This is a genomic window from Mucilaginibacter rubeus, from assembly GCF_014643835.1.
Classification (GTDB): Bacteria; Bacteroidota; Bacteroidia; order Sphingobacteriales; family Sphingobacteriaceae; genus Mucilaginibacter; species Mucilaginibacter rubeus.
The window spans coordinates 612,915-629,778 of sequence record NZ_BMKD01000004.1 but is presented as its reverse complement, the minus strand read 5'-3'; the positions used below and the strand labels follow the sequence as shown (position 1 = coordinate 629,778).

General features: G+C 43.3%; 13 protein-coding genes. 9 read left to right on the top strand and 4 right to left on the bottom strand.

What is annotated here, in order from left to right:
* Window positions 1–88: 88 nt before the first annotated feature.
* Entirely contained in the window at window positions 89–2,020 is a 1,932-nt protein-coding gene (gene dxs, locus IEX80_RS16680) for a 1-deoxy-D-xylulose-5-phosphate synthase (protein ID WP_090534964.1), read from the bottom strand.
* 240 nt (window positions 2,021–2,260) lie between these two features.
* Between dxs and IEX80_RS16675 the strand changes: the two genes are divergently transcribed.
* From IEX80_RS16675 to IEX80_RS16665, 3 genes are all read left to right on the top strand, one after another.
* On the top strand, window positions 2,261–3,007 hold the full coding sequence (locus IEX80_RS16675; RefSeq protein WP_176627815.1) for a segregation and condensation protein A: 747 nt from the start codon (window positions 2,261–2,263) through the stop codon (window positions 3,005–3,007).
* 390 nt (window positions 3,008–3,397) lie between these two features.
* Entirely contained in the window at window positions 3,398–4,684 is a 1,287-nt protein-coding gene (gene glyA, locus IEX80_RS16670; protein WP_090534972.1) for a serine hydroxymethyltransferase, read from the top strand.
* Between the two features lie 3 nt (window positions 4,685–4,687).
* Window positions 4,688–7,816, top strand: coding sequence for a PAS domain S-box protein (locus IEX80_RS16665; protein ID WP_188833510.1), 3,129 nt, complete (start codon window positions 4,688–4,690; stop codon window positions 7,814–7,816).
* A gap of 203 nt (window positions 7,817–8,019) precedes the next feature.
* On the opposite strand, the gene IEX80_RS16660 is transcribed toward IEX80_RS16665, so the two are convergent.
* Together IEX80_RS16660 and rlmN are read right to left on the bottom strand one after the other, a co-directional pair.
* Window positions 8,020–8,718, bottom strand: a complete 699-nt coding sequence (locus IEX80_RS16660; RefSeq protein ID WP_188833509.1) for a ComF family protein — start codon at window positions 8,716–8,718, stop codon at window positions 8,020–8,022.
* A gap of 23 nt (window positions 8,719–8,741) precedes the next feature.
* Window positions 8,742–9,809, bottom strand: coding sequence for a dual-specificity RNA methyltransferase RlmN (rlmN, locus tag IEX80_RS16655; RefSeq protein ID WP_091174591.1), 1,068 nt, complete (start codon window positions 9,807–9,809; stop codon window positions 8,742–8,744).
* A gap of 155 nt (window positions 9,810–9,964) precedes the next feature.
* On the opposite strand from rlmN, the gene IEX80_RS16650 reads away from it, so the two are divergent.
* Entirely contained in the window at window positions 9,965–11,134 is a 1,170-nt protein-coding gene (locus IEX80_RS16650) for an amidohydrolase family protein (RefSeq protein ID WP_188833508.1), read from the top strand.
* A gap of 109 nt (window positions 11,135–11,243) precedes the next feature.
* Here IEX80_RS16650 and IEX80_RS16645 read toward each other — a convergent pair whose 3' ends face one another.
* On the bottom strand, window positions 11,244–11,765 hold the full coding sequence (locus tag IEX80_RS16645; protein WP_188833507.1) for a YceI family protein: 522 nt from the start codon (window positions 11,763–11,765) through the stop codon (window positions 11,244–11,246).
* 184 nt (window positions 11,766–11,949) lie between these two features.
* Here IEX80_RS16645 and IEX80_RS16640 point away from each other — a divergent pair, with 184 nt between their 5' ends.
* The 5 genes from IEX80_RS16640 (at window position 11,950) to lolB1 (ending at window position 16,849) form a co-directional block, all read left to right on the top strand.
* Window positions 11,950–12,228, top strand: coding sequence for an acylphosphatase (locus tag IEX80_RS16640; protein ID WP_090534455.1), 279 nt, complete (start codon window positions 11,950–11,952; stop codon window positions 12,226–12,228).
* Between the two features lie 33 nt (window positions 12,229–12,261).
* On the top strand, window positions 12,262–13,782 hold the full coding sequence (locus IEX80_RS16635; RefSeq protein ID WP_188833506.1) for an oligosaccharide flippase family protein: 1,521 nt from the start codon (window positions 12,262–12,264) through the stop codon (window positions 13,780–13,782).
* Window positions 13,779–14,210 carry a dUTP diphosphatase gene (gene dut / locus IEX80_RS16630; protein WP_090534327.1) on the top strand — a complete coding sequence of 144 codons (432 nt, stop codon included), beginning with the start codon at window positions 13,779–13,781 and terminating at the stop codon, window positions 14,208–14,210. Before IEX80_RS16635 ends, dut begins: the two co-directional genes overlap by 4 nt.
* 175 nt (window positions 14,211–14,385) lie before the next feature.
* Window positions 14,386–16,086 carry a tetratricopeptide repeat protein gene (locus tag IEX80_RS16625; protein ID WP_188833505.1) on the top strand — a complete coding sequence of 567 codons (1,701 nt, stop codon included), beginning with the start codon at window positions 14,386–14,388 and terminating at the stop codon, window positions 16,084–16,086.
* The gene (gene lolB1, locus IEX80_RS16620) at window positions 16,064–16,849 is read left to right on the top strand and encodes a lipoprotein insertase outer membrane protein LolB1 (RefSeq protein ID WP_188833504.1); all 786 of its coding nucleotides are present in this window, start codon (window positions 16,064–16,066) and stop codon (window positions 16,847–16,849) included. The genes IEX80_RS16625 and lolB1 overlap by 23 nt, the downstream gene beginning before the upstream one ends.
* Window positions 16,850–16,864 lie beyond the last annotated feature (15 nt).

Here is a 16,864-nt window from a genome sequence, read left to right as displayed (position 1 = left end):
GAGCCCTGCATGATTAAAGAATTTTAACAAAACATAAAAAGCGACCATCAGTCGCTTTTTATGTTTTGTACGTAATAACAATTTTGCATTACGACGCTATCGTATTCACATTGCGTTTCTCAGTCATGTTACGTACTTGCCTGGCTATACCGTTGGCATCAAAGCCACAGTCGGCCCATAGTTCGGGCTGGTCGCCATGTTCAATAAACTTGTCAGGGATACCCAGGCGTTTAACCTGGATATTGGTATAGCCATTATCGGCCATAAATTCAAGTACCGCGCTACCCATGCCGCCTTCAACGCAGCCGTCTTCAACGGTAATTACTTTATTAAAGTTTTTGAATACGTCATGTAATAAAGCTTCATCAAGCGGTTTTACAAAGCGGAGATCATAATGGGCCGGGTTATAACCTTCGGCATTGAGTTCGGCAGTGGCTTTAATCACCTCGTTGCCGATAGCGCCAATAGACAGGATAGCCACATCATCGCCATCACAAACCTTACGGCCTTTGCCTACGGGGATGGCTTTGAACGGACGCTGCCAGTCAACCATAACTCCATTACCACGTGGATACCTGATCACGAATGGCCCCATGTTTTCCTGCTGGGCAGTAAACATCAGGTTGCGCAGTTCTTCCTCGTTCATGGGGGCAGATACCACCATATTGGGGATACAGCGCATGTAGGCCATGTCATAAGCGCCATGGTGGGTAGCGCCATCAGCCCCTGCAAATCCGGCGCGGTCAAGACAAAATACTACATTGAGCTTTTGTATGGCTACGTCATGGATCACCTGGTCATAAGCCCGCTGCATAAAGCTGGAGTAAATGTTGCAGAACGGAACGAGCCCCTGGGTAGCTAAACCGGCAGAGAAAGTTACCGCATGCTGCTCGGCAATACCTACGTCAAACGCACGGTTAGGCATGGCCTTCATCATCAGGTTTAATGAACAACCTGATGGCATCGCCGGCGTAATACCCATGATCTTAGGGTTTTGCTCGGCCAGTTCAATGATACTATGCCCAAACACATCCTGGTATTTAGGAGGCTGAGGCTTGTCGTATTTAGTTTTTTTGATTTCGCCGGTGATCTTGTCAAACAAGCCCGGAGCATGCCACTTGGTCTGGTCTTTTTCGGCAAGGGCATAGCCTTTACCTTTCACCGTGATACAGTGCAGTAATTTAGGTCCCGGAATATCGCGCAGGTCCTTTAAAACTTTTATCAGATGATTAACATCATGCCCGTCAATAGGGCCAAAATAACGGAACTTAAGCGCTTCAAAAAAGTTGCTGCGTTTAAGCAGGGTACCTTTAATGCTTTTTTCGAGTTTTTGGGCTACTTTAAAGGCATCCGGGCCAATGGATGATAGCTTGGCCAACACGTGGGCAATATCGTCCCTGAAGCGGTTGTATGGCTTTGACGTGGTTATGTCGGTCAGGTATTCTTTCAATGCACCAACATTAGGATCGATGGCCATGTTATTGTCATTCAAAATCACCAGCAGATTGGAGTTTTCAATGCCGGCATGGTTAAGTGCTTCAAAGGCCATCCCTGCGGTCATCGAGCCGTCGCCAATTACGGCTACATGCTGCCTGTCTGTTTCGCCTTTATAATGAGAGGCAACAGCCATGCCCAATGCGGCAGATATAGAAGTTGATGAATGGCCTACACCAAAAGTATCATATATGCTTTCCGAACGTTTTGGGAAGCCGCTGATGCCACCATGAATGCGATTGGTGTGAAACTCATCACGGCGGCCGGTAAGTATTTTGTGGCCGTATGCCTGGTGCCCAACATCCCAAACTAACTGATCGTATGGCGTATTAAGAACGTATTGTAGCGCTACAGTAAGTTCAACCACACCCAGGCTGGCGGCAAAATGCCCGCCATTAACTGATACTACGTCAATAATATACTGGCGTAGTTCCTTGCATACCTGTTCAAGCTCTGTTTCATTAAGTAGCTTTAAATCAGATGGATAATTTATTTTTTGTAATAAATTCCCGGCCGGTACCTGCATTGACATTCGTAAGGATATTTAACCTGCAAAATAAACTATTTATTGTTACATTCAGGGTATATAAAGATATTAAATTACTTAACAAACAGGATATGCCAAACAAGACAGTTTGGTTAAGGCATATTATGATGATCAACAGAAGCAGTGGATTGTTTGTTTTTAAACCTGAAAGTCTGTGCTTTGCAGCTTAATTCTTACTGCGATGAATCCGGCCGAAATGTTTATTTTTGACCGGATTTTATGACCGACGATAGTTTTGCCATTAGGTTACCCCAGTTTGAAGGCCCGTTTGACCTGCTGCTGTTTTTCATTGAGCGTGATGAGCTGGATATCCACGATATCCCGATAGCCAAAATTGCCGATGATTTTTTGCACTTCCTGCACCAGATGTCAAGCCTCAATATGGAAATTGCCAGCGAATTTATTTTCGTGGCAGCAACACTTATGCGGATTAAGGCCAAAATGCTGTTGCCGCGTTATGGCACCGAAGAGGCCGGCGATGACCCGGACACCAAAGAAAACCTGATCAGGAAACTCATCGAGTATAAAAAGTTTAAAGAGGTGTGTGAAGAGATCAGGCCTATGGAAGATGAGCGATTTAAACAGGAAAAGCGCGGCAATATCAAACATGACCTCGAACAAGTTGAAAAAGTAGCCGTCCCCGGCGAAGAGTTATCCGAATTAACCCTTTACCGCCTTATGGTTGTTTATGAGCGGATGATCCGCAATTTCACCAGGCGCAGCGAAGAGGTGAAACACACGGTAGTACAGTATCCCTACACCATCGAAAAACAAAAGAAGGCGGTTGCCGATCTGCTCAAGATCAATAAAATGCTCGATTTTAAAGCAATCGCCAAAGAATCTGAAAACAAAGTTCATTTTGTATATAACTTTTTGGCGGTGCTTGAAATGTTGCAACAGGAGCTGATAGATATCCAGATTGGATTGGGTTATAATAACTTTTGGATTTCGCCAAAAGAGATATGAGACATTAGATTTGAGACAGCCAAGTGTTTTAAAAAAGAGGAGGCCATCGGTTAGTTTATCGGAGGCTGATTTTTGGACTGATGTTCCAAAAGGAATTAAGCAGGCTATTCAAAAAGCCGAAGAACAACTTGATCGGGGTGAGGGCATTGCACATGATAAAGTGATGGAAAAAATAAAATCCAGATTTCTCAATAGGTGAAGTTGTTTGAGATTCAAAGAATAATTATGCGTTTAGGTCTGACGATTTATTCGCTGTAAACACCTGGGCGGCAAATAATATTGCGTTTATTTTAAGCCACGTAAAATCTAACATTACTCTTATCTCAAATCTCACATCTCACATCTCAAATCTATATCAATTGCGTAACTTAGCGCCGTTAAAAACACACAATGAAAAGAGACAAACTGATATTTAAGCTATTGGATGAAGAACAGCAACGCCAGGAAGAAGGCATTGAGCTTATAGCATCTGAGAATTTTGTAAGCAGGCAGGTTATGGAAGCTGCAGGTTCTGTTGCAACCAACAAGTATGCCGAAGGTTTACCGGGCAAACGCTATTACGGCGGCTGCCAGGTGGTTGACGAAATTGAAACCATAGCTATTGAACGCGCCAAGCAATTGTTTAACGCCGAGTGGGTTAACGTACAACCACATTCTGGTGCACAGGCAAACGCGGCAGTTATGCTTGCTGTATTGCAGCCGGGCGATAAAATATTAGGTTTTGACCTTTCACATGGTGGTCACTTAACACACGGTTCGCCTGTTAACTTTTCGGGCAAATTGTATGAACCTCATTTTTATGGGGTTAAAAAAGAAACCGGCCTGGTTGATTATGACCAGCTTAAAGAGGTAGCCCTGCGCGAAAAACCGAAACTGATCATTGCAGGCGCGTCGGCTTACTCACGCGATTGGGATTATGAGTTTATCCGTAAGGTAGCTGATGAAGTTGGTGCGCTGGTATTGGCCGATATCTCGCACCCTGCAGGTTTAATTGCCCGCGGTTTATTGACCGATCCGCTTCCGCATTGCCATATTGTTACTACTACTACCCACAAAACTTTACGTGGTCCGCGTGGTGGTTTAATTATGATGGGTAAGGATTTTGAAAACCCATTTGGTATCAAAACCCCTAAAGGCGAAATCAGGATGATGTCGTCATTATTGGATATGGCCGTATTCCCTGGTACACAGGGTGGTCCGTTGGAGCATATCATTGCCGCTAAAGCAGTTGCTTTTGGTGAGGCTTTGAGCGAAAACTACATGAAATACATTGTGCAGGTTAAGAAGAATGCCGACGCTATGGCCGAAGCATTTGTGAAACTGGGTTACCAGATCATATCTGGCGGTACGGATAACCACTTAATGCTGATCGATCTTCGTAATAAAAATATTACAGGTAAAGCTGCCGAAAATGCTTTGGTAACTGCCGATATCACCGTGAATAAAAACATGGTGCCATATGATGATAAATCGCCATTTGTAACTTCAGGCATCCGTGTAGGCACTGCGGCTATCACTACCCGCGGGATGAAGGAAAAACATATGGAGCATATTGTTGAATTGATAGATGCTGTAATTTCTGATCCTGAAAATGAACATTCTATCAAGAAAATCCGTAAAAGGGTTCACAAGTTAATGTACGACTTCCCGTTGTACAGAGATAAGGACTCAGAGTAAAAAATGACACTAAGGCAGGAAGATCCATCAAGCATAGAAGATAAGCGCTTAGCAGCGCTTAAATCATACAATGTTTTGGATACCATGCCCGAAAAGGAGTACGACGCTATTACGCGTTTAGCCTCCTACATATGCCAGGTGCCGGCAGCGCTGATATCGCTGCTTGATGCCGAAAGGCAATGGTTTAAATCAACATACGGCGTCGACGTGGAGGAAACACCCCGCGCCGACGCTTTTTGCAACCGCACCATCCAATCCGAGGCGCTTCTTGAAATAACCGATTCTAAAGAGGACGAGGAATTTAAGGATAACCCCATAGCCAATGAAATGGGCGTACGCTTTTATGCCGGCGCCCCATTGATTGATCCGGACGGCCACAGGCTTGGCTCATTATGCGTGATTGATACAAAGCCGCGTAAGCTCACAGCCGAACAGCGTGATGCGCTCCGTACGCTGGCCGATGAGGTCATGTCGCACCTGCTGCTCCGGAAACAGAAGCTTGAACTGGAGCGAAATTTGAAAAGCCACCAGGAATTTCATGATCTTTTTGACAGCTCGCCCGATATTCATTGTATCATGGACAGGGATTTTAACATCGAGCAAATTAACCGCTCTGCCAAACCGGTTTTGGGTTATTTAGCTACTGAGGTTATCGGTAAACCCATCTGGAGTTTTTTCCTCGAAGAAGAACAGGCAAAATCGCTGTCGGTCCTAAAAAAAGGGTTGAGCAGGCAGCAACGCCATTTTGAAATAGAAGCAAATATTATAACACCATCGGGCGATATTAAATGCATTAGCTGGTCGGTAACTTTTAAAAACGATAAGTGGTTTGCCAGCGGGCGTGATATCAGCTATCAGAAAAAGGTGGCCAATGAACTGGCATTACTATCATTGGTTGCAAGTAAAGTTACCAGTGGTGTAGTGATCAGCAACGCGGCCGATGAGGTAATATGGACCAATGAAGCTTTTGAGCAGATAACAGGTTACGGCCAGGCCGATGTGGAAAACCGGCGTTTGCGCGATGTGCTTAAAGGCGTACCGCTAGATGCCGAAGCTGTAAAACGGCTGGATGAAGCCATCCGCAACCAGGTATCCTACGAGGTTGACCTGCTGATAGATAAAAAAGATGGTGAACCGGTTTGGATCTCGGTATTTAACTCGGTGATCCGCGACAGCGCCGGGCAAACAGATAAATTTATCAGGGTTATTATTGATATAACCCAGCGTAAAAAGATTGAGCAGGACCTGGAGATCCTGTCCTTCGCGGCCCGCAAATCGCCAAGCGGTATCCTGATCCGCAGTAATACGGGCGAGGTGGTCTGGATGAATGAAGCCCTGGAGAGTATAACAGGTTATACGCTTGACGAAATGCGTGGTAAAATGTTTGGCACTATGCTGGTTGGCGAAGATACCGACCTTAATGTGTTTAACGCGGCAGTGAAAGCTGTAGAGGAAAAACGGGGATATGAAGTTGAAATAAAAGTTTATAAAAAGGACAAAACCCCAATCTGGATCTTTCTGTCAAATAGCCCTTTATTTAATGAAACAGGTAGTGTTGAAAGGCAGATAGCTGTCATGGTTGACATCACCGAACGTAAGAAAACCGAAGAACAGGTAACCATGCTTTCGTTAGTGGCCAGCAGTACTGCCAGTGGCGTGGTAATTAATAACAGCGATGGTAAGGTTGAGTGGGTCAATAAAGCCTTTGAGCAAATAACCGGCTATACTTTGCTTGATGTAAAAGACAACCATCTTGGTGATGTGCTGAAAGGGGAACTTACTGACGTATCTATTATCCAAAAGGCACGCGAGTTATCCCGCAATAAACAATCATTTGAGGTTGACCTGCTGGTTTACCGGAAAGACAGGCAGCCGTTGTGGATCTCGGTGATCAACTCGGTGATCATTAACAGCAAAGGCGAGGTTGATAAATATATTGAGGTTATCATTGACATAACAGCTAAAAAGAAGGCTGAAATTGAACTGATCAATGCCCGCGAGGAAGCTATACAGCTGAGCCGCGCCAAAGATATGTTCATATCGGTAATGAGCCACGAGATCCGTACGCCGCTGAATGCCGTAATTGGTATGTCGCATTTGTTACTGGAGGATGATCCGCTTGATGGGCAAAAGGAAAACCTTAATATTCTGAAATTCTCGGCCGAAAACCTGATGACACTGATCAATGATGTGCTTGATTTTGCCAAGATCGAAACCGGGAATGTTGAGCTGGAGAAGGAGCGGGTTGATTTAACCGAACTTGTTCAAAGCATAACAAGCTCCATGCAGTATAAAGCCGCCGAAAAAAATATATATATTAGCAAAAGCATTGATGAGGCCATACCCAAGGTGATTTTGGGCGACCGCACCCGGCTGATCCAGATATTACTAAACCTTGTTGGTAATGCCATTAAATTTACCGAAAAAGGCGGAGTTACCATCGATCTGAAAGTAATACAGCAATCAGAACAGGATGTGCGCATCAGGTTTGCAGTAATTGATACCGGCATAGGCATTGCTGCAAATAAACTGGGGACTATATTTGAGCAGTTTAAGCAGGCCGAACTGGATACTACACGCAAGTTTGGAGGTACCGGCCTTGGCCTCGCTATCAGCAAGCGGTTAATTGAACTGCATGACTCGCGCATAAATGTTGACAGCGTACCTGGACAGGGATCAACATTTTGGTTTACCATAGGTTTTAAAAAAGGAGATTACCAGTCAAACAGAAATAGTAATAACGTGGAAGAAGGACTTAAAATAAATGTTTTAGTAGTTGATGACAACCAGATTAACCGCCTGCTCATTAATAAGATATTAAAGAAATGGGGTGCCAGTGCTGATTTTGCCGAAAACGGCATTGAAGCTATTGAAAAGGTTGAAACCAACCGTAACTACAACGTAGTGCTGATGGATATCCACATGCCCGAAATGGGCGGTTTGGAAGCTACAGGCATTATCCGCGCTAAAACAGAAACTTATTTTCAGCAGTTACCTATCATTGCCCTTACGGCCTCTATGCTCAGCAACCAAATGGGCGAGATTAACGATGCCGGAATGAATGACTACATCCTTAAACCCTTTGACCCGAGGGTGCTTTATGATAAACTAAGCAGGTACCAGCAGCAGTAGGGGTTAGTGATTAGAGACTGGAGATTAGAGGTGAGTTTGTTTAAATCCCCGTACTAAAACAGATGTCATTATAAGCGATAGTGCGGCAATCGCACGGAAGCGTGACCGCTCTATATAGTATGCGATTGCCATGTCGAACCCCTGGCTCATTCCCATGTTGCTTCTCAACAATGACATGATTAGTATCCTACTCGATTATGGCCCTACACCGCATAAGCTATGGCCGCTATACTCAACTTCAAACCGGGAACTTTCAATAACTCCGCGCCGCAGGCTTCAAGCGTTGAGCCGGTAGTTACTATATCATCAACCAGCAATACATGTTTGCCTTCAAGTGCAGCCGGATCTTTAACCGCGAATACATGCTGCATATTCTCAAACCGGGCAAAGCGCGACCGTTGGGTTTGCGTTTTAGTGGCCACCGTACGTACAAGGCTGTGCTCATCAACTACCGCGTTTAATTTTTCGGCAAGGCCATGGGCAAAGCAGGCGCTTTGGTTATAGCCACGTTCGCGCTGGCGGCGTTTATGGAGCGGCACCGGAATAATTACATCTGCCGTATTAAAAATATCATTTGCGGCCAGCTGTGCCCCCGCTATGGCTCCAAGCAGATTACCGATCTGGTGCATGCCTTTGTATTTAAAATGGTGCATCAGGTTTTGGATCTTTCCTCCTTTATGAAAATAATAGAGCGCGTAGGCGGCTTCAATATTAATTTTACCCCAAAATTGCTGGGCTACAATATTAGCAGGCTGCTGATGAAAATTGGTGAACGGTAAATTAAAGCGGCAATCGCTGCAAATGATATGCTCACCTGCTACCAAGCTTGCCTGGCAGGCCGGGCAAAGTTCCGGGAACAGCAGGGCGGCAAAATCTGAAAGGTAGGCACGCAGTAATTTCATGCCCTCAATTTAATACGGATTTTTTAAACTTCGGCCAGTTTATCTTTTTCTTTAATGGCAAGCTGACCGCAGGCAGCGTCAATATCCTTGCCGCGGCTGCGGCGGAGGTGCGTGTTAATACCTTGTTTGGTGAGGTAATCGGCAAATGCTTCAACTTTATCCTCGCCGGCGTTGATGTAGCTGGCAAAAGCAATAGGATTGTATTCAATGATGTTGACCTTGCAGGGCAGGTGTTTGCAAAATTTAGCCAGCTCCATAGCGTCCTGGATACCATCGTTCACACCATCAAAAATAATGTACTCGTAGGTTACCGGGTTTTTGGTTTTGGCGTAGTAGTATTTTAATGCCTCGGCCAGGGCTTTTAACGAGTTTTGCTCGTTAATGGGCATAATGGTATTACGCTTTTCGTCGTTTGCCGCGTGCAGGGAAAGGGCAAGATTAAATTTTACCTGGTCGTCGCCCAGTTTTTTGATCATTTTGGCAATGCCGGCTGTTGATACAGTAATGCGTTTGGCAGCCATATTAAGCCCATCCTCGGAGGTAATGCGCTCTATCGACTTCATCATGTTGGCATAGTTAAGCAATGGTTCGCCCATGCCCATGTAAACAATGTTTGATAAAGGCTGATTATAGTTTTCGCGGGCCTGCTGATCAATTAAAACTACCTGGTCGTAAATTTCGTCGGGGTTGAGGTTTCTTTTGCGCTCCATATAACCGGTGGCACAAAATTTACAGGTAAGGCTGCAACCCACCTGCGATGATACACAGGCTGTCATACGGCCGGGAGTTGGAATTAAAACGCCCTCAATTAAGTGGTTATCGTGTAAAATAAAAGAATTTTTTATAGTTTTATCAGCACTAACCTGTGAAGAATTAATTTTTACATTATTAATTACAAAATTTGCATCCAGTTTAGCACGGAGTTCTTTTGAAATATTGCTCATCTCGTTGAAAGAAAAGCAAGATTTTTTCCAAAGCCATTCATACACCTGTTTTGCCCTGAAGCCTTTTTCATCCATACGGATGAAATGCTCCTGTAAAGCATTCAGGCTCAGGCTACGGATGTCAATTTTATCTTTTGTATTGTTCACAGTGCAAAAGTACTTAAATTTAAAAAAATCTATCTTTTTTTAAAGTCATTCTTTTTGGCTAATAAAAAACAATAACTAAAAGTTAATTGTACTTATTTTGCAGGACAGATTGTTTTGAAAAACGTTATGTGTTACGATACTAAGTTTAAATTTTAATGAAAAGTTTTAGAGCCGATTACGTTTTTCCTGTTTATGCCGATCCGATTAAAAATGGAATAGTTACTGTTGATGATCAGGGGAAGATCATAGCTGTTACCGATAATACCAAGTCCCCTGGCGGGCAAATACAGCAGGTAAGCGGTGTTATTTGCCCGGGATTTATCAATACGCATTGCCATACCGAACTTTCTCATTTAAAAGATAAAGTAAAGCCCAAAGGCGGCCTGGTAAATTTTATAAAAGACGTTCAATCCTTACGCAATACCGATCAGCAGGAGGTTCTTGATGCCATAGCTAAGGCCGATCAGGAAATGTATGATAACGGTATTGTAGCCGTTGGTGATATCTCCAACACTAATAATAGTGTTGCGATGAAAAAACAAAGCAAATTATACTATCATACCTTTGTTGAAACTTTCGGTTTTTTGCCCGAAAAGGCTGCTGAAGTTTTTGAAAAAGCGCTGGCCCTGCTTAGTGAATTTAAGCCCGGCTCGTGTTCTATAACCCCGCATGCACCGTATTCGGTATCAAAAGAGCTATTTAAGCTGATTAAAAAGCACAGCGATGCCAACGATGAGAACCTGCTCAGTATCCATAACCAGGAGTGTGAGGATGAGAACAAATTTTACCGGTATAAACTTGGTGCTTTTTTAGAGTTGTATGAGCATTTTGGTATGGATATATCCTATTTCAAACCGCAGGCCCGTAACTCGGTACAATCTATTATCCCGCTGCTCTCTAACAAGCAAAAGGTTTTGCTGGTACATAATACCTGTACCAACTTGAAGGATATTTACTTCATCAAACGGTTTGACAGAAAGATAAACTGGTGTTTTTGCCCTAATGCAAACCTTTATATTGAAGGGCGTTTACCTAAAATTGATCTTTTTGTTGACCAGGGTTTTAATATTACCCTTGGTACCGATAGCCTTGCATCAAACAGCAAATTATGCTTACTGAGCGAGATGCGTGCTATTCAGCAAAAGTTCCCTTCTATAGGCTTGCCGCGTCTGGTTGAATGGGGTACCCGTAATGGTGCCGGATACCTGGGTATCGACGATGAAAAAGGGACGCTTGAAGCAGGCAAAACCCCGGGCCTGAACCTGATTAGCGGCCTTGATGGGTTTAAGATCACCCCCGAAACCAAAGTAAAGAAACTGATATAAATTGACACTAATTTTCACGAATCAGATCGAATTACACGAATAACGTAAAGGAAACATTCGTGTAATTCGATTAAATTATAAGTAAGCTATACAGGGATTCGTGCAGATATCATCCTTTACTTACCGGCACTGTCAAATGAATTGTAACCTCGGGCGGTGTGCCGCTTCTGTCGATACCATATTTGGGAGGTTGTACTTTAAAGTCGCCTTTAAATACACCCTCACTGCCTTTTTCATCAAATGTAAAATGGATCGATTCGGGGTTGGTTTTGCCTTTCATTGTTAGCTTTCCGCTGGCTACGTAACCGTTACCGCTTTTTGACACCGAGGTTGATTCGAACCTGATGGTTGGATAATCGTCGGCGCCCAGGGCCGATTTTACGTGGCTGGTTTTAATAAAAAAGCCCGTGGCTGCTGTAGTTACATCAATGGTTGCCGATATTTTGGCCGCTTCGGGATGGTCTTTATCAAATGTTATATCGGCTTTTAAACCGCTGAATGAACCGCTTACCCTGTGGCCTTCAAAAGTTACCTGGGCTTCATCGCCTTTCACTTTCCAGTTGCCAAAAATAGCAAATGCCGAAAAGGTTGTAAGGGCAATAATCAGGGCAGAAAAAATAATTTTTTTCATAAAATAGATTTTTAGAGTTATATCAATCAAAATAAAATGTAATGCGTTTTGTAGTAATTACGCTTGTTAAGTAAAACGGGTTGCTTAGCCGGAAAAAAGTTACCTTTGCACCAGTAGGGTTGTTCGCTTCAAGCTTTGCGCATTCCGCTTTCAGCTCTTAATTTAATACCTGTCAAATCTAATGATCAAACATCTCAATATTACAGTTAAAGGCAAAGTGCAGGGTGTTTTTTACCGTAAATCAACCAAAGCGGTTGCCGATCAGCTTGGTGTACGCGGTTTTGTATTGAATGAGCCCAACGGTGATGTGTATATCGAAGCCGAGGCTGATGACACATTTCTTGATATGTTTCTTGAATGGTGTAACGAGGGCCCTCAGGATGCAGAGGTAAATGCCGTTGAAAGCCATGAAGGCGAATTGAAAAACTATCGTAATTTTGAGGTTGTTAAAAGGCGTTTGTAATTAAACACAAACTCATTAAATCGAATATCTCCATTGTCTACTATAAAAAAATTCGCCGGGCAAACTGCTATATATGGTCTGAGTACTATCATTTCCCGGATGATCTACTTTGTTTTAACGCCAATTTATACGCGTACCCTGCCGGTAAGTGCTAATGGCGTTTTTACATCGGTATATGGAAGTGCTTCTATCATTAACGCCATTTTGGCTTTTGGTATGGAAACTACCTATTTCAGGTACCTGCAAAAACGGTCGGATAACAAACAGCAGGTTTATAATAACGCGTTTGGTGTTGTTATAATGGTATCAGTAATATTCCTGGTTTTTTGTGTGCTATTTTTAAATCCTATTGTCAATTACATGCAGGCCGGCGTCACTAAAGATCATGCCGACTATACTTTTTACGTAAAGTGCTTCCTTGTAATTTTAGTGCTTGATGCTTTTTGCGTAATCCCTTTTGCCCGTATCAGGGCAGAAGGCCGCCCCATAAAATACGCCATTATCAAATGCTCAAACATCGGCCTTGTATTGATGCTCAATTTGTTTTTTCTGTTCGGCGTTCCGTTTATAATAAATCACCATTTGCCATCCGGAGCGTGGATGGCAGGTTGGTACAGGCCCAATTGGGTAGGATATGTATTTTTAGCTAACGCAATAGCAAGCGGGCTTACCATATTATTGCTATTGCCCGAGATATTGCAAATGAAGCTGAAGTTTGACGGTGCCATGTTAAGCGAAATGTTTGCATACAGCTGGCCTATATTGATAGCCAATATATCGTTCATCATTAATGAGTCATTGGATAAAGTGATGCTGAAGCAAATGCTGCCCCAAAGTATTGCCGATACGCATGTGGGCATTTATGGCACCTGCGCCAAGATTGCATTATTCCTGAGTATTTTCGTGCAGGCCTTCAGGTTAGGCGCCGAACCGTTTTTCTTCAGCCATGCAAAAAACAAAAACTCGGGCGAAACTTATGCCCGCATCATGACCTACTTTGTAATTATGGTGGCCGTTATATGTGTAGCACTCATTGCCAATGTTGATATACTGGCTACTGTTATAGTAGGAAAAGAAACGCATGAGGTGAAACATCATATAGTTTACAATCCGTTTTGGCAGGGCCTTGGCGTTGTACCGCCTTTATTGTTCGGTTATCTGAGCCTTGGTATTTATATGAATCTTTCGGTGTGGTATAAATTGTCTGACCAAACCCGGTATGGCTTATATATATCTGGGATAGGAGCGGTATTAACCGTTATTTTAAACTGGCTGCTCATTCCTAAATACAGCTATATGGCTTCGGCGTGGATCTCGTTTGTGGCCTATGCTACCATGATGGTGCTCTCGTACCTGTGGGGGCAAAAAAATTACCCCATCCCGTATAACCTAAAAAAGAACCTCGCGTATATAATTGTCTCGGTATTGTTTGTTTTTCTGTCGTTCACGGTATTTAAACGTAATATTTTTGTTGGTAACGGGCTTTTACTTTTATTTGCGGCCGGGGCGTATTACTTTGAACGCAAGGAGTTAAAAGCTATATTTAAACGATGATCATCCGCATAATTAACAAATCAAAAAATAGTTTACCGGCTTATGAAACTGCTCATGCGGCAGGCATGGACCTGCGTGCCGATGTAGAAACAACGGTAGTGCTTAAACCAATGGAACGTAAACTCATTCCAACAGGTTTATATATTGAATTGCCCGAGGGTTTCGAAGCGCAAATCCGCCCAAGAAGCGGCCTGGCATTTAAGCATGGTATTGGTATTGTTAATTCGCCGGGAACCATTGATGCCGATTATCGCGGTGAGATCAAGGTGTTGCTGATCAATTTCTCGACAGAGGATTTTGAGGTCAATACCGGCGACAGGATAGCCCAGATGGTAGTTGCCAAACACGAGCGTGTTAACTGGGAGCAGGTAGAAGTACTGAACGAAACCCAAAGGGGCGAAGGCGGCTACGGGCATACAGGGAAGTAATTAGAGTCAGGACTATAAGAGTCAGGAAGCAAGAAAGAAATATAGTCAAGACCATTAGAGTCAGGAAACAAGACGAATGAAGATTGGTAAAAGCAATATTAAATTAGAAAGTATACGGAAAACACACCTGTTTTCTGCACCTTTTCTTGCTTCTTTATTCTTGCCTCTTGCCATCTTGCCGCTAAATTCTCAGGCTCAGCATAAAAAGAACGGCGATAATAAAACACTGACATCGGCAGGTAAGGTGATGAGCTACCAGGACAGCGCTATGGTTAAGCAGCTTTTCTTTTCGGCCCTGCGCGAAAAAACGGTGGAGAACTATAAACTTGCTACCGAAATGTTTGAGCGCGTTTTACAGGCCGACCCTGCAAATGATGCTTCCTTATATGAGCTGGCCAACCTTAAAAGGCAGCAAAATGATTTTGCAGCTTCTGAACCCCTCCTGGAGCAGGCTGTAGCAATAAATAAGGATAACGAATGGTATTGGGCGGCACTGGCCGATAGCTATGAAAAAACCAATACCATTGATAAGCTTGAAAATGTTTTTAACCAGTTGATCAGGCTTAACCCGGATAAATCAGCGTATTATTTTGACAAGGCCAATGCTTTCACCATCCTGAAAAGGTACGATGATGCCCTTAAGGTGTATGACGAGATTGAAAAACTGAATGGTCCGAGTGATGATCTTTTAGCCAATCGTCAAAAGATCTATTTAAAGCAGGGCAAAATTGACCAGGCCACTTCCGAACTGGAAAAAGAGATAGCCGCTAATCCCGGGGAGATCCGTTATTACCTGGCCCTTGGCGAAGTTTATAATTCGAACGGGTTTGCCGATAAGGCGCTTAAAGTATTGCAGCAAGCTGAAAAGCTTGATCCGCGAAATGGTTTGGTGCACTTTGCGCTGGCCGATATCTATCGCGATAAAAAGAACAACGAAGCCAGCTTTAATGAGCTTACCCAGGGATTTGCCATTCCGGATATCGGCATCGATCAAAAAATTAATATTATATCCGGATACTTTCCTAAGTTTCCGGAGGCTAATGCAAAAGCCAGCGCGCTTGAATTAAGTCGGATCCTGACCGTTGCCCATCCTAACGATGCCAGGGCTTATGCTATTTACGGCGATATGCTGATCCAGAATACCAAATATAAAGAGGCAAAGCCGGTACTTAAAAAATCGGCCCAGCTTAATAACCAGGTGTACAATGTTCAGGAACAGCTGGTGCGCCTGGATTTAGGCGACAATGACCTTGATGCCGCTATTAAAGATGGTGAAAACGCATTGTCATTATTCCCGAACCAGGCCTGGATGAATTATCTTGTCGGTGTTGCCTGGGCACAAAAAAAGGATAACAATAAGGCGGTTGGTTATCTTAAAAACGCCACTTCATTAGAACTTCAGGATAAGGAGCTACTTTCGTTAAGTTTTTCATTATTGGGCGATTGCTATCATGAGTTGAAGAATATTAAAAGTTCTGACGAGAGTTATGAGAAAGCTTTAACCTACAATCCGGATAATGCATTCACTTTAAACAATTATGCGTATTATTTATCGTTAAGGAATGAGCAATTGGAAAAGGCGGCAGCAATGTCGGCACATTCCAATGAGCTGCAGCCTAATACAGCATCGTTTGAAGATACTTATGCCTGGATCCTGTTTAAACAAAAAAAATATGCCCAGGCCAAAGAATGGATGGAGAAAGCCCTGACGCATGATAAAGACAACAGCGGGGTTAAGTATGAACATTATGGCGATATATTGTTTTTCCTTGGGAATACCGATGCTGCCGTAACTAACTGGAAAAAGGCGAAAGGCTTTGGTGAGCAGTCACCAGTTTTAGATCGTAAGATAAATGAAAAAAAATATAGCGAATAGTTTACTTATAGCTTGCTGCCTGCTGGTAATGGTAAGCTGTAAAGCGCGTAAACAAGTTTTGGTTACCCGTAAGGCAGATTCGACCGCAAGGACGAGTGATATTGCCGGCAAACTGGCAGCCATAAGGGCAAACCAGGTAAATTTTACAACATTTGCGGGCAAGGCAAAAACCAAGCTTAGCATCAATAATAACAGCAATGATGTTACCCTGAATATCAGGATAGCAAAAGATAAAAGGATCTGGGTTTCCATCACAGCAGTATTAGGCATTGAAGCTGCCCGCGCCGTTATAACGCCCGACAGCATTATGATCATTAACCGCTTGCAAAGCGTTTACATTAAAAAGCCGTTTAGCTATATATATACTTACGCCAGCAAAGAGGTTAATTATAAAACACTCGAGTCGTTGCTGATTGGCAACGCCGTGCCCGAGCTGGTTAATGAGCAGGCCACTATTGATCATACCGATGGCAATACAACTTTGAGCGGCACCCTGAATGATCTGGTTTACAAGCTGATACTGGGTCCGGATAATAAGGTTACGCAAACCAATTTAGATAACCAGCGCCAGGCGCAATCGTTACAGGTTACCAATAATACCTTTATCGAAGCAACAAACCGGGTATTGCCGGCACAAATAGATATCGCATCAGTAGTAAAAGATAAAAAAATACAAGTTAATTTGCATTATACTAAGGCCGATTTTGAAGTACAGCAAAACTATCCGTTCAGCATTCCTGACGGGTACGAGCCTGGCAAATAATTAATATGTTTATTT